Origin of the sequence: Shewanella sp. FJAT-51649, assembly GCF_019457435.1 — a bacterium.
In the GTDB taxonomy this organism is placed as follows: domain Bacteria; phylum Pseudomonadota; class Gammaproteobacteria; order Enterobacterales; family Shewanellaceae; genus Shewanella; species Shewanella mangrovisoli.
Genome location: NZ_CP080411.1, coordinates 4770587 through 4782976 on the forward strand (window position 1 = coordinate 4770587; position 12390 = coordinate 4782976).

The window sequence follows — 12390 nt, forward strand, 5'->3', positions numbered from 1 at the left end:
GCGTCCTGCATTAATTAAATCATTATTTAATTGATCGCCAGAATTAAAAACCTCAAAATATTCCGCTTGGAATAAATTTGTCTCACAAACGGATTTAGTGAGTATTTTTGGGGTAGTTATGAGTAAGCTAAAGGTCGCTTTATTAGTCGATGAATATTTTGGTGGTACAGGTACAGTGTACGGTGGATACGGCTTTCTGGCCCGTCACCTGATCGCCAAACATCTACCCAATGAGAACATTGAAGTAGAAGTACTAATAAAAAAAGATTGCAGCAAACAGCGATTAATTCCCCGTCGTTATATGATCGATGGTATCAAAGTGTATCGCCTTGCCGCTAAGTTTATGGATTTTCTTAATATCAGATTCTTAAAAAAGAAAAACTATGATCTTTTTTTATCCATCGAAATGACGACCCATTCCTATCGTATTCTTAAAACAATCCCCAATATCGATAAAAAATTGTTGTTCTGGGTTCAAGATCCACGCCCCGATTATGAATGGGATGAAATTAATACCGTAAAACTTTTTCCTGAGAAAAGTTATTGGGATAGCAATATTTATCAATTTGTCCATGACCTATGGGCCGCGGGTAAAGTCTCGTTTATTTCTCAAGCACGTTTTCTCGATAGAAAAGCGCGGGATCTCTACAACCTCGACGATAAAACCGAGATCAAATACTTACCTAATCCTATCGAGATTGATCACAGCTTCGATGTTGAAACCCATCCGAAGAAAAATCACATTATCTTCCTCGGCCGTATCGAGTCGGTTAAGCGTGGCTGGTTATTCTGTGAGATTGCCAAATTGATGCCAGAATATGAATTTTTCATGCTTGGTCAATCCTTTAGACAGTCGAAGAAAAACCAATCCATCATGAATAACTACCTCGATATCCCCAACTTACACTTTGTGGGGCATGTTGAGGGCGAGAAAAAGGCACAGTTGATTAAGGACGCTAAGATTTTAGTGAACACCTCAATCCACGAGGCGCTACCTATTTCGTTTTTGGAAGCCTTATCCTACGGAACGCTGCTCGTGAGCTGTCGTGATCCCGATGAACTCACCAGCCAATTTGGGATATTTACAGGCACAGTACTAGGAGATGGTTTCGATAAAGTCCCACTGTTTGTCGACGGTATCCGCCATTTGATGGAAAACGAGCCACTCCGCCAAGAGCTGGCGCTAAAAGCGGTGAACTACATCAAAGAGACTCACAGCATTGAAGATTTTCAGAAAAATATGCAAGAAATTATCTTTAAGCTGGTCGAAGAGACTAAAGCGCAAAGCTAAAAACAAGGCCGACACTATGTCGGCCTTACTTTTTCTTAAAACAGTTTCCAATAGCCTAACTTGCGGCGCATTTTAAAGTGTCGCAGTAGGTTCAATGGCTTAGGTTTCAGCCAAGCGGTTCCCTTATCGATCAGAGCATCGGTTGCCGCGAGTACACGCTGGCTAGACTGACCATCTCCCGTGGGGTGGATTTGATTGCAATAATCATGGATATGCGCCATCAAATCATCGGGGCGGCTAAGCGCTCTCGTGAGTGCAGGTTCAATCTCTTCGACTCGGTTAATATCGATTAAATGCGCCTTCGGTGACTGATTTTTAAAGGTCACCACAGGCTTACGCTGCATTAAAAACATCAATAAAATCGAAGAAGTATCGCAGAGCATCACATCCCCCGCCTGCAAGAGCGGGATCACGTTGTCGGTTTCCACAAACTGGAGATTCTCATTTTCGAGAGTCTTGTATTGCTCAACAATACTTGGCTTCATCTTAGGATGGAACTGTACCAACCAGCGCCACTGGCTCTTTTGCGACAGGGCTTTAATCTGCTCGAATACCTCTGGCGCACAGGTCAGACTGGGGGAGAATGTCGAGCAAAACAGCACTACTGGCCGTGGATCATCGGGCTTAATGTAAGGATTATCTTTATTTTCAATAAATAAGGGATCGAGCGCTGGCCAGCCCGTTTCGGCCACAGTAAAGGTGCCGATTTTTTTCTCTAGCTCAAGGAAAGGTAACGTCGTCGCCGGCCCTTGGGTGCAATACAAGTCAAAGCAATCACGGATTTCGAAGTGATCTTCTCGCCCCTTATGATTCATTTTGCCCGCATTAAAACCGTGGAACACCCCCACTTTAACCCCAGGGATAAAGCTTGGCACTACGTTACCCGGCACGAACACGGCATCGGGTTTCCATGCCTTAACGGCATCGATATCGGGTAAGCGTTTTTCATCCGCTTTAAGGAATTTGGGGTCGACCTCACGGCCTTCGAGGAACCAACACGCCTCATCGCCACGCGCCAGAATCACTTGCTGCAGCGGCCTTAGCATCGCATAGGAATAGTTCTGTGCTATGTAGAACAAATAACGTCTTTTATTTGATTTACGCGCTTCCACCACTTTCTCCTCGGGTAAATTATTTCGCTAGCGCGAGATATTGTTCGGCAATCGCAGTCGCATCCACCTTAGCTAAAATCTCCACATTGTCGAGGGATGGCGGCTTGGCGACCACGGCGTCAATCATCTTCGCCAAAGCCGCAGGATTGCGACGGGGCACGAGATAGGGAGCCAAATTTCCGGTCAAAATCTCATTAGGCCCGTGTGGGCAATCGGTACTGACCACTGGCGTGCCGCAGGCTAAGGATTCGATTAATACCGTCGGTAATCCTTCGAAATCGGAACTTAGCACCAGTGCTTTCGCACCTTTGATCCAAGGAAAAGGATTACTCTGGAATCCAGGAATGATTAAGCGCTTCTCGATGCCGAATTTCTTCGCCGCTTTAATCGCCTTCTTGTGGTTATGGCATAACAGCACCACAGGTAACTGATTTTGGGTCTGTTTAAGGGCCTCAAACAACACATCGTGGCGCTTCTGCTTAGCAAAACGTCCCACGTGGATCAGATAGTCACCCTGAGGGATTTGCGGATTCTCTTGCTGCGACTGAGCAACAATCTCATTAAATTCAAATGGATTGTAGATAGTTCGCATGGATGCTGGCTGCAAACGTCCCTTAGCTTGAATCTCTTTAGCTATGCCGTTGGACACAGTGATCAAATGCTGGCCATTGAGCGCTTTTTTCGCCCGCAGTTTCTTATAGTAGGCGAAGGGGCCTAACTTAAACTGACGACTCAATTCTTCTTCAACCGATGAATGTACAATCACATAGAGTGGTGTCACCCCGGTTTTGGTCATCATCAAATTGGTCTTATCAAGATTAGATAAAAACAGATCGAACTTACCGACTCGGGACTCAATCTCGGCAATCTTTGCCCGTAACTTATCGACCGATGCCCCTAGGCGCCCGAAATGGTCATAATCTTTATCTTTGTCAGCAAAGCATTGATGAACAGGTAAATTATCAGGCGTTTCGTAATAACGATTATCTTCCATGACCAAAAAATGCGGCTCATGCCCTAGGCTAATAAACTGCTTTGCCAAGGTAATCATGACCTTCTCGGCTCCACCACCCGCTAAACTGTCGATGGCTATGGCTATCCGCATGATTTTTCTCCTAAACGATAATCCAAAACTCAGGGTGACAGGCTAACAGTGGTTAACTGTGTGTCTGCTGAATAACCTGATCAAATTTCTCTATCACGGCTTCGACACTAATTAGCGCCATAAGGTGCTCGCCCTTGGCACGGGTGCCCCATTTCACCTCACCGCTTTGCTGTGAGGCGATGGCCTCTTGATAGGCGCTCACCACATATTGCTGCGATAAATAAGGCCCGGTGCGACCTGGGTTGGAATGGGCATATAAACCTATGACAGGCGTCCCTTGCGTGACCGCCATGTGTGCAGGGCCAGTATCGGGCGCTAACACTAGGCTGGCGCGTTTCAGCAGAGCCAGCAATTGAGTCAAACTGGTTTTACCGACTAAGTTATCGAGTTTGGCAGAGCATGCATTGGCAATATCGTCGGCCAATGCCTTTTCAAGTGCCGTAGGACCTCCGCAGAGAATGACTCTATAGCCCTTATTTACCGCATGTTGCGCTACTGCCGCATAACGCTCGGGCAACCAATTACGCTCGGCTTTACTGGCGGCCGCGCAAATAACCAGTACCTTCTCGCCATCGGCAATCTGGCGTTGGGCAAATTCGGTGTCCGCTTGAGGGACTGGAATATTCCAACTCGGGGTGATATCGCTAACACCAATCGCCTTGGCGAACCCCATAAAGCCATCCAGCACATGGGGCTGAGCTAAAGGTTCGACCCTATGATTGGTGACCAGCCATTGACCTTCTTTGGCGCGGGCACGGTCGAATCCGACCCGAATCTTTGCCGAAATCGCGAGGGAGGCTAAGGTCGCACGTAGCGCGACTTGCATGTGCAACAAGACATCGAAGCGGCGGCCTTTTAAGGCTTTATGCAAGTTGAAATAACTGCGCCAGCCCTGAGATTTATCGAAAATCACAAACTCAATACCGGGCAAGTGCTTTAATAGTTGGTATTCGAGTTTGCCTATCACCCAAGTGATTTTGAGCTGGGGATATTGCCGTTGAATCGCCTGCACCATAGCCACGGCATGACAGACGTCACCGATAGCCGATAGCCTAAGCAGGCAGAGAGAATTCATGGTGTTGGGATTTAAACTCAAGCGAATAGCTCTTAAGGTTATTTGGCGCAAGCTAAGGATCTTAATGTAGAATGGCCGCAGGTGCCACGCTTAAGTCAACAAATCTCCCATGAACGCACAAATCAAAATCATAAATACCGCCGATGGCTATATGGCACTTTGCCAAGATACGCCTGAAGACATCACTCCGGCTTGGTTTTCGGTGGATTTCTGGCGAGAAAAAGCCGCGGTTGTGGGATCATCCAAGGGACGTTACACCACTTGGTTTGTGGCCTTTAACGAGCGCCATTGGGTATTGCGACACTACTGGCGCGGCGGTCTGATGGAGAAATTCAGTAAGGATGCCTACTTCTATACTGGGCTTGAAAACACCCGCGCCATGGGCGAACTAAGGCTGCTCGACCTGCTCTACCGCGAGCAATTTGCGGTGCCTAAACCTATTGCCGCCAATATTGTGCGCGATGGTTTGTTTTACCGTGCCGACATTATTATCGAGCGGGTCGATGGCGCCGAAGACTTGGTCGCCAAGTTAACCAAAGGCTCTATGAGCCAAGCCCAATGGCAAGCACTCGGCGCCACTATTGCCCAATTTCATCGTCGCGGCGTTTACCATGCCGACTTAAACGCGAAGAATATTTTGTGGCAACCACAGCAAACGGATGGCGTACAAGAACGTTTCTATCTGATTGATTTTGATAGGGGTGAAATCAAAACGCCCAATGCCCAATGGCAAAAGGCTAATCTTGAAAGGCTGCTACGCTCCTTCAATAAAGAGCAAGGAAAGCAGCCTACGCTTGCCTTTACGCCCGCCGACTGGGCGGCTTTGCTCGCGGGCTATCACCCAGTGATCCCCAAAGCCTAAACGGCGTTAGGCTGTTTGGCGCGTGAGTAACGATTCGGCGAGAGCAAACTGACGCTGCAAAGCCCCACGATTGGCCTCAACCACAGCAAGGCCTGCCTTAGCGGCTTGTTGGCGTAATGCTGGCTGCTCAAAATACTGAATTAAATTATCCCCCAGCGCTTGGCCTGAACTCACAATTCGCAAGCCACCCGCATCTGCCAACATTTGAGTAATTTGGGCAAAGTCCCAATGATTTGGCCCAACCATCACAGGCACGCCCATGGCCACGGGTTCTAAGGGATTATGGCCACCATTTTCAATTAAGGTCCCGCCCACAAAGGCTTGATCGGCAGCGCCATAGAAGGTTAACAACTCACCCATGGTATCGCCCACCAGCACCTGCGTCGTGGCGGTTATCGCTTGAGCATCACTGCGGCGTACAAATTCAAAACCTTGGCTGGCGACGACGTCGGCCACCGCCGCAAACTGCTCAGGATGACGTGGCGCAATCACCAATAACGCCTCAGGCCATTTAGCGAGCAGCTGCTTATGGGCGCTCAGCATGGCATCAAACTCACCGGGGTGAACACTCCCCGCTACCCATACGGGCGCAGTCTCTTTTCCCCAAGTCTGCCTTAGATCTCGCGCTAGGGTTAATCGTTCAGGAGTGATACTTAAATCAAACTTCAAACTGCCGCAGACTGTGACTCTATCAGCAGGCACCCCAAGGTCGATAAACCGCTGCGCTTCGGCTTGGGTCTGCACCGCAACCACATCTAAGCGTTGCAACATAGGGCGACTCAAGTGTGGACGCTTGGCATATTGCGCCGCCGATTTGGCCGACAACCTAGCATTAGCGAGCATCAAGCGCACGCCGCGCTTAGCCGCCAGCGCCACGAGATTCGGCCACAGCTCGGTCTCCATAATGATGCACCATTTGGGAGATAACTGACGCAGAAAGCGGTTCACGCACCAGGGCAAATCGAAGGGCAAATAGCAATGCTGTACTTGATCACCAAAGGCTTTACGTACCTCAGCAGAACTAGTGGGGCTTGAGGTTGTAACCGTAATACTTAGCTCTGGGTGCGATTGCATAATCAAACGGATCAAGGGAATGGCCGCCAGCGTCTCGCCCATGGAAACCGAGTGGATCAGCAAATCCGTATGCGCCAGTCGTGTTAATCCGAAGCGTTCGCCCCAGCGGCCACGGTAATCAGGGCTTTTAATGGCACGGAACGCCAAATAGACAATGAGCAGAGGGGATAATAGATAAAGCAGCACACTGTAAAAAAATCGATTCATAAAAATCGTGCTTATGAGTTTTTGCCTGATGAATAGCGGCAATGTTAGCATAATATCCCCAAGCGACCTCAAGATACGAGTTTCAGCCTCTTGAGATTGTTTGGGGATATCAATCGTATTGAATTGTTATTCATTGGGATAAATCCATACGATTTTAAATTAGGGATAATTTACCAGCAGTGTAGCGGTCGTTGGTTAGCCTTCTTTAATCAATTTGTAGCGTTCACTAGCCACTTGGAAAATATATGAAAACCCGCGACAAAATCATCTATGCCAGCCTTGAGCTATTCAATGAGCACGGCGAACGAAATATCACCACCAATCATATTGCCGCTCACCTGAATATGAGTCCCGGGAATCTTTATTACCACTTCCGTAATAAGGAAGACATTATTCGCTCGATCTTCAGTCTCTACGAGGCGCACCTCGAATCGGGATTCCAACCCTATGAAGGCGAGCAAGTCAATGTGGAGCAATTGATTGGTTATTTCGACGCGATGTTTTATACCCTGTGGCAATTCCGTTTTATGTACGCCAATCTGGCCGATATTCTCGCCCGCGATGAAGAATTAAAAAGCCGTTATCTGCAGGCGCAGCAGCAAGTATTAACGCGCTCGAGCCACGTGCTGGATAAACTCAAGCAAGATGGTTTTTTAAATATCGACAATGACAAAATCACCCAACTTGCCGACACCATTAAGATGATTGTGAGTTTCTGGATTGGTTATCAACTCACTCAGTCCAGCACTTCGACCATCACTAAAGGCATTTTGTACGAAGGTGTACTGCGGGTATTGATGATTTTTAAGGCCTACGCCACACCAACCTCTCAAGCAACTTTTAGCCGTTTAGAGCAACACTACCACGAGCTAGCGACCCAAGATTCGCTCTAATCGTCCCGCGCCGTCGCATTTAGCACTAAACTCAACAGGTTAAAGGTGCTAAATGCGGACTCAATTTATGCCCTCTGCGGTGATGCAACCCTAAAGCCGACCATGTTGCACATTAGTTTTTATAATGTAACAACCCCTTTAGCCCTAAACTAATTTATCTAGCTAACCTGCATGAAAAAAAGGCTGTAGGCCGATAGGGTTTAGCGTTAGAATGCCGCAACTCCCAGAATCAGAATAAAGTTAACTAAGGAGATATCAGGTGGCCTCTACCTCATTCTACGCACAGATTAATCAACAGCTTGCCGATGTTAAAGCCGAAGGTTTATATAAAAGCGAGCGTGTTATTGCCTCACCGCAACAGACTGCCATTCAAGTTAATCACCAAAAAGTTGTTAACTTTTGCGCCAACAACTACTTAGGCCTAGCTAACCACCCAGAACTGATCAAAGCCGCACAGCAAGGCTTAGACAGCCACGGCTTTGGTATGGCTTCAGTCCGTTTTATTTGTGGAACCCAAGACATCCACAAACAACTCGAAGCCAGCCTGAGTGAGTTCCTCGGCATGGAAGACACGATTCTGTATTCTTCTTGCTTCGACGCCAACGCTGGTCTGTTCGAAACCCTGTTAGATGCCGAAGATGCGATTATCTCCGACGCCTTAAACCATGCTTCTATCATCGATGGCGTGCGTTTATGTAAGGCCAAACGTTTCCGTTACGCCAACAACGATATGGCGGATTTAGAGACGCAATTGATCGCCGCGAAAGCTGCTGGCGCGCGCAATATTCTGATCGCCACTGACGGCGTATTCTCAATGGATGGCGTCATCGCCAACCTGCAAGGCGTGTGTGATTTAGCCGATAAATACGGCGCATTAGTCATGGTTGACGACTCACATGCCGTGGGCTTTGTCGGCCTAAACGGCCGTGGTTCACACGAACACTGTGGCGTGATGGGCCGTGTCGATATTATCACCGGCACCCTAGGCAAGGCCTTAGGTGGCGCATCGGGCGGTTTCACTTCAGGTAAAAAAGAAGTCATCGACTGGTTACGTCAACGCTCTCGCCCTTACCTATTCTCTAACTCATTGGCGCCTTCAATTGTAACTGCCTCTATCCATGTATTAGAGATGCTCAAATCGGGCCAAGCACTGCGTGAAGCGGTATGGGAAAACAGCCGTTACTTCCGCGAAAAAATGTCAGCGGCAGGCTTTACCTTAGGCGGTGCAGACCACGCGATTATCCCTGTGATGATTGGCGATGCCAAACTGGCGAGCGATTTCGCTAACCGTTTATTAGCAGAACATATTTACGTTATCGGCTTCTCATTCCCTGTGGTGCCTAAGGGACAAGCCCGTATTCGTACTCAAATGTCGGCGGCCCACACCCGTGAGCAACTCGACAAAGCGATTGAAGCCTTTACCCGTATCGCTAAAGAAATGGCGATTATTTAGGACCCTACAAAATGAAAGCACTAAGCAAGTTAAAAGCCGAAAAAGGCATTTGGTTAGTCGATGCGCCTAAGCCTGAAATGGGCCACAACGATCTGCTGATCAAGATTAAAAAGACCGCCATTTGTGGCACCGACATGCACATCTACAACTGGGACGAATGGTCACAAAAAACCATTCCAGTACCTATGGTGGTAGGTCACGAGTATGTGGGTGAAGTGGTTGATATCGGTCAAGAAGTGCGTGGCTTTAAAATTGGTGACCGCGTTTCTGGCGAAGGCCATATCACCTGTGGCCACTGCCGAAACTGCCGCGCGGGTCGCACCCATTTATGCCGTAACACCTCGGGTGTGGGTGTAAACCGTGAAGGTTCATTTGCCGAATACTTAGTGATCCCAGCCTTTAACGCCTTCAAAATTCCCGATGATATCAGCGATGATTTAGCCTCAATCTTCGACCCATTCGGTAACGCAGTACACACTGCGCTGTCATTCGACTTAGTGGGCGAAGACGTGTTAATCACTGGCGCTGGCCCAATCGGTATTATGGCTGCGGCCGTGTGTCGCCACGTTGGTGCTCGCCATGTGGTCATTACCGACGTTAACGAATACCGCTTAGAGCTGGCGCGAAAAATGGGCGCCACTCGCGCCGTTAACGTGGCTCAGGAAAGTCTGAAAGACGTGATGAAAGAACTCGGCATGACCGAAGGCTTCGACGTGGGTCTGGAAATGTCAGGCGTACCTTCGGCCTTCCACGCCATGTTAGATACCATGAACCACGGTGGCAAAATTGCGATGCTCGGTATCCCGGGTGGCGAAATGGCGATTGATTGGAGCAAAGTGATCTTCAAGGGTCTGGTCATCAAAGGCATTTACGGCCGTGAAATGTTCGAAACCTGGTACAAGATGGCAAGCTTGATCCAATCTGGCTTAGATATTTCGCCTATCATCACGCACCACTACAAGATTGATGATTTCCAAAAAGGCTTCGACGCTATGGGCTCGGGCCAATCCGGTAAAGTCATCCTCAGCTGGGATTAATTCTCTTAGCTATGCCAATCATGGGGCTGTACACATGCAGTCCCATGTTGCACACTTATCCCATCGCTTATCCCTTTTCTGTTATTTCAGGTTTTATTATGTCTTCCTTTAAACACCTCAGCGTGAATCAATTAGTGCAAATGACCGAGTCAAGGTCAGTGCAAATCGTCGATATCCGCGATGGTCACAGCTTTAACAACGGCCACATTGATGGCGCATTTAATTTGAATAACGAGAATCTGGCGCACTTTATCGGCCAAGCGGATATGGACAGTCCTTTAGTGGTGGTTTGCTACCATGGCATCAGCAGCCAAAATGCTGCGCAATACCTGTGTGAGCAAGGCTTCGATGATGTCTATAGCCTAGATGGTGGCTTTAGCGCTTGGCATGAGGCCAATGCATGATAGAGATTGGCAGACTCCCCAACAGCAGAGCCGCGCAGGCCTTTGTCGATTACCTCAAAGGTGAACAGATAGACTGCCAAATTCAGCCATTGCCACAGGGAGTCGCTATTCTGGTTATCCGCGATCAAGATGCCGAGCAAGCCCGTAAAGAGTTCGCCCATTTTATCGCTCATCCTTACGATAACAAATACTTACAAGCCTCATGGGAGCATGGTGATACCCACACTAAGTTCGACTATGGCGCCCCTTCTTTACAGCTTTTTGCGCAATTTATCACAGGTGCTGGCCCAGTCACTCTTATCATCTTCGGCCTCTGTGTACTGATTTATGCCGCGATGAATTTAGGCTTCGGCGGCCCGGTCTATGAAACTCTCTCCTATTTCGGCGCGGTGCCTGACACCAGTTTCAGTCAATTCTGGCGTGTGTTTACCCCGAGCCTGATGCATTTTTCGGCCATGCATATCATCTTCAACTTACTCTGGTGGTGGTATTTGGGTGGCAAAATCGAGACTCGCATAGGCACAGCCCCGCTGTTAATCATGCTACTGGTCGCAGGTACTTTACCCAATGTCGTCCAATACTATGTTAGCGGCCCCAACTTTGGCGGCCTGTCGGGCGTAGTGTATGCCGTCGCCGGTTACACTTGGGTTATGGGGATCCGCAAACCCGCAGCAGGAATCGGTTTACCGCCCTCCTACATGGGATTTATGTTGATTTGGCTCGTGTTAGGCTTTACGGATTTCTTAGGCGTGTCAGTAGCGAATGGCGCCCATATTGGCGGATTACTGATAGGTCTAGCCCAAGGCTGGTTCGATAGTCGCAGTAAAGTCACTCGCTAACTCACCGCGATTGCTTCCACGCTCGATTAAAAAGCAGGGTAAGCCCCAATGGCTTACCCTGCTGCATTTAGGCGCAGTTACTTGGCCAGTTCTAGTACCTTAGCGACCAGTTTCTCGATACCAGAGTGCGCCTCGGCAATGTTCCCCGCCAGCATATAAGCGGGCGTGCTGACAATCTTATTCGCCTCATCCACCACGATATCATGCACAGTCGCCGCCTGATGATGGCCGCCCATCAGATTAAAGGCTGCTACTGTATCCACATCATTACCGATAGTGCCCTTAGCACCGTGTCCATATAAGCGCGGGATCATCATAGGCGCGATACAAATAAAGCCGACGGGCTTTTTCGCCAGAATAAATTCATTAATAAAATCAGTCACGAGTGGATTCACTTCACACTCACTGCCATTAGTAGCGAAGTTACACAGATTTTTCGCCGCCCCAAACCCGCCAGGGATAACCAGAGCATCGAAATCGGTAATATCGAGTTCGGTGGTTGCTTTTACTTCGCCACGGGCGATGCGTGCCGATTCAACCAGCACATTGCGTGTCGCCGTCTTGTCTACTTCACCCGTGAAGTGATTAACCACATGCATCTGATTGATATCAGGAGCAAAACATTGATACTGAGCCCCCGCTTTCGACAGAGATAATAACGTTAAAACCGATTCATGGATCTCTGTTCCATCGAAAACACCGCACCCACTGAGCAATACTGCGATTTTTTTCATTATAAATATCCTTCTTATGTCATTTGGTTTTAACAAACTGTAAACAAAATGGTTGATCTGCTTAAAAATCGTGCTAACTTAGTTCGTCGAATCTAAGGGTCGGTGAAATTTAAGCCAGCTTTTAGGTATTTTACGGAGTCAAGAAGAAATCCACAAATCAGGAAGATTTTTCAAGAAACAGTATTGAACTCACACAAATATTTTAAAAATATAAAAATCAACAACTTAAAAATATCGCACCAAGCCGTAAATATCGCCATTATTCACAGTTGACTTTTTCACTCACAGAGTTATCCACAGGCTG

General features: G+C 48.1%; 12 protein-coding genes. 7 read left to right on the top strand and 5 right to left on the bottom strand.

Going from position 1 to position 12390, the window contains the following annotated elements; genetic code table 11:
• Nucleotides 1–118 precede the first annotated feature (118 nt).
• Nucleotides 119–1291, top strand: coding sequence for a glycosyltransferase family 4 protein (locus tag K0H59_RS20890; RefSeq protein WP_220054275.1), 1173 nt, complete (start codon nucleotides 119–121; stop codon nucleotides 1289–1291).
• Between the two features lie 35 nt (nucleotides 1292–1326).
• Here the strand turns inward: K0H59_RS20890 and K0H59_RS20895 are convergent, their stop codons facing one another.
• The 3 genes from K0H59_RS20895 to K0H59_RS20905 are packed head-to-tail and all read right to left on the bottom strand — an operon-like array spanning nucleotide 1327 to nucleotide 4604.
• Nucleotides 1327–2403: a CDP-glycerol--poly glycerophosphotransferase gene (locus tag K0H59_RS20895; RefSeq protein WP_023266189.1), complete on the bottom strand. Its 1077-nt coding sequence runs from the start codon at nucleotides 2401–2403 to the stop codon at nucleotides 1327–1329.
• A gap of 19 nt (nucleotides 2404–2422) precedes the next feature.
• Nucleotides 2423–3508 carry a glycosyltransferase gene (locus K0H59_RS20900; protein WP_220054276.1) on the bottom strand — a complete coding sequence of 362 codons (1086 nt, stop codon included), beginning with the start codon at nucleotides 3506–3508 and terminating at the stop codon, nucleotides 2423–2425.
• Between the two features lie 52 nt (nucleotides 3509–3560).
• Entirely contained in the window at nucleotides 3561–4604 is a 1044-nt protein-coding gene (locus K0H59_RS20905) for a glycosyltransferase family 9 protein (RefSeq protein WP_220054277.1), read from the bottom strand.
• 88 nt (nucleotides 4605–4692) lie between these two features.
• Here K0H59_RS20905 and K0H59_RS20910 point away from each other — a divergent pair, with 88 nt between their 5' ends.
• Nucleotides 4693–5445 (top strand): 3-deoxy-D-manno-octulosonic acid kinase, encoded by a 753-nt coding sequence (locus K0H59_RS20910; protein ID WP_220054278.1) that lies wholly within the window; start codon nucleotides 4693–4695, stop codon nucleotides 5443–5445.
• A 6-nt stretch (nucleotides 5446–5451) separates the two neighbouring features.
• On the opposite strand, the gene waaA is transcribed toward K0H59_RS20910, so the two are convergent.
• A complete protein-coding gene (gene waaA / locus K0H59_RS20915) occupies nucleotides 5452–6726 on the bottom strand; it encodes a lipid IV(A) 3-deoxy-D-manno-octulosonic acid transferase (protein ID WP_220054279.1) in 1275 nt (424 codons plus the stop codon).
• Between the two features lie 245 nt (nucleotides 6727–6971).
• Between waaA and K0H59_RS20920 the strand changes: the two genes are divergently transcribed.
• The 5 genes from K0H59_RS20920 to glpG all read left to right on the top strand — a co-directional run bounded on the left by K0H59_RS20920 (nucleotide 6972) and on the right by glpG (nucleotide 11352).
• Nucleotides 6972–7619, top strand: coding sequence for a TetR/AcrR family transcriptional regulator (locus K0H59_RS20920; protein WP_011624620.1), 648 nt, complete (start codon nucleotides 6972–6974; stop codon nucleotides 7617–7619).
• Nucleotides 7620–7878: 259 nt separating this feature from the next.
• Nucleotides 7879–9072, top strand: coding sequence for a glycine C-acetyltransferase (locus K0H59_RS20925; protein ID WP_220054280.1), 1194 nt, complete (start codon nucleotides 7879–7881; stop codon nucleotides 9070–9072).
• 11 nt (nucleotides 9073–9083) lie between these two features.
• Nucleotides 9084–10109: an L-threonine 3-dehydrogenase gene (gene tdh / locus K0H59_RS20930; RefSeq protein ID WP_011624622.1), complete on the top strand. Its 1026-nt coding sequence runs from the start codon at nucleotides 9084–9086 to the stop codon at nucleotides 10107–10109.
• A 98-nt stretch (nucleotides 10110–10207) separates the two neighbouring features.
• Nucleotides 10208–10513: a thiosulfate sulfurtransferase GlpE gene (glpE, locus tag K0H59_RS20935; RefSeq protein WP_088212818.1), complete on the top strand. Its 306-nt coding sequence runs from the start codon at nucleotides 10208–10210 to the stop codon at nucleotides 10511–10513.
• Nucleotides 10510–11352 (top strand): rhomboid family intramembrane serine protease GlpG, encoded by an 843-nt coding sequence (glpG, locus tag K0H59_RS20940; RefSeq protein WP_220054281.1) that lies wholly within the window; start codon nucleotides 10510–10512, stop codon nucleotides 11350–11352. The genes glpE and glpG overlap by 4 nt, the downstream gene beginning before the upstream one ends.
• Nucleotides 11353–11429: 77 nt before the next feature.
• Here glpG and elbB read toward each other — a convergent pair whose 3' ends face one another.
• Nucleotides 11430–12086: an isoprenoid biosynthesis glyoxalase ElbB gene (gene elbB, locus K0H59_RS20945; protein WP_011718815.1), complete on the bottom strand. Its 657-nt coding sequence runs from the start codon at nucleotides 12084–12086 to the stop codon at nucleotides 11430–11432.
• Nucleotides 12087–12390 lie beyond the last annotated feature (304 nt).

Coding starts and splice junctions, on each gene's coding strand:
- K0H59_RS20890 (WP_220054275.1), top strand. CDS start 119: ATGAGTAAGCTAAAGGTCGCTTTATTAGTCGATGAATATTTTGGTGGT.
- K0H59_RS20900 (WP_220054276.1), bottom strand. CDS start 3,508: ATGCGGATAGCCATAGCCATCGACAGTTTAGCGGGTGGTGGAGCCGAG.
- K0H59_RS20910 (WP_220054278.1), top strand. CDS start 4,693: ATGAACGCACAAATCAAAATCATAAATACCGCCGATGGCTATATGGCA.
- waaA (WP_220054279.1), bottom strand. CDS start 6,726: ATGAATCGATTTTTTTACAGTGTGCTGCTTTATCTATTATCCCCTCTG.
- K0H59_RS20920 (WP_011624620.1), top strand. CDS start 6,972: ATGAAAACCCGCGACAAAATCATCTATGCCAGCCTTGAGCTATTCAAT.
- tdh (WP_011624622.1), top strand. CDS start 9,084: ATGAAAGCACTAAGCAAGTTAAAAGCCGAAAAAGGCATTTGGTTAGTC.
- glpE (WP_088212818.1), top strand. CDS start 10,208: ATGTCTTCCTTTAAACACCTCAGCGTGAATCAATTAGTGCAAATGACC.
- glpG (WP_220054281.1), top strand. CDS start 10,510: ATGATAGAGATTGGCAGACTCCCCAACAGCAGAGCCGCGCAGGCCTTT.
- elbB (WP_011718815.1), bottom strand. CDS start 12,086: ATGAAAAAAATCGCAGTATTGCTCAGTGGGTGCGGTGTTTTCGATGGA.